The 474-nt window shown below is 73.8% G+C and carries 1 pseudogene; it reads left to right on the forward strand.

Annotation, left to right across the window (positions count from 1 at the left end):
- Nucleotides 1–474, forward strand: a pseudogene (locus tag ACEN88_RS34170) (hypothetical protein); the annotation flags it as partial.

Consider the following 474-nt stretch of genomic DNA (forward strand, 5'->3'; position numbering starts at 1 on the left):
TTCCGGCGCGCCGAAGATCGGCATCGCGCTGCCGCCGGACGGCGGTCCCGCCACGATCACCCTGGCGCGGGTGCTGCCCACCGGCCCGGCCGTCATCGAGGCGGACGCCGCCTACTTCCAGCGCATCTTCGATCCCGCCGACCTCGGACACGGCGGCTCCGTCACCCTGCACCAGCGCGACGGCACGATGCTCGTGCGCAGCCCGACGCTTCCCAGGGCCATCGGCCACTCCTTCATCCACACGCCGCTGTTCCAGACGCACCTGCCGCGCGCGGCCGTCGGCGCGTTCGAGGCGACGAGCCCCATCGACGGCGTGAGCCGCCTGTACGGCTACAGCGCCGTCGCCGGCTATCCGCTGCTGATCGTCACGGGGCGCGACCTGTCCGACACGCTGGCCGTGTGGCGCGGCTGGCTGTGGATCGCCGTGCTGGCCTGGGCGCTGCTGTCGGTCACGCTGGCCGCGCTGGCCTGGCG

The organism is Massilia sp. CT11-108 (genome assembly GCF_047302915.1).
Lineage (GTDB): Bacteria > Pseudomonadota > Gammaproteobacteria > Burkholderiales > Burkholderiaceae_D > Telluria > Telluria orientalis.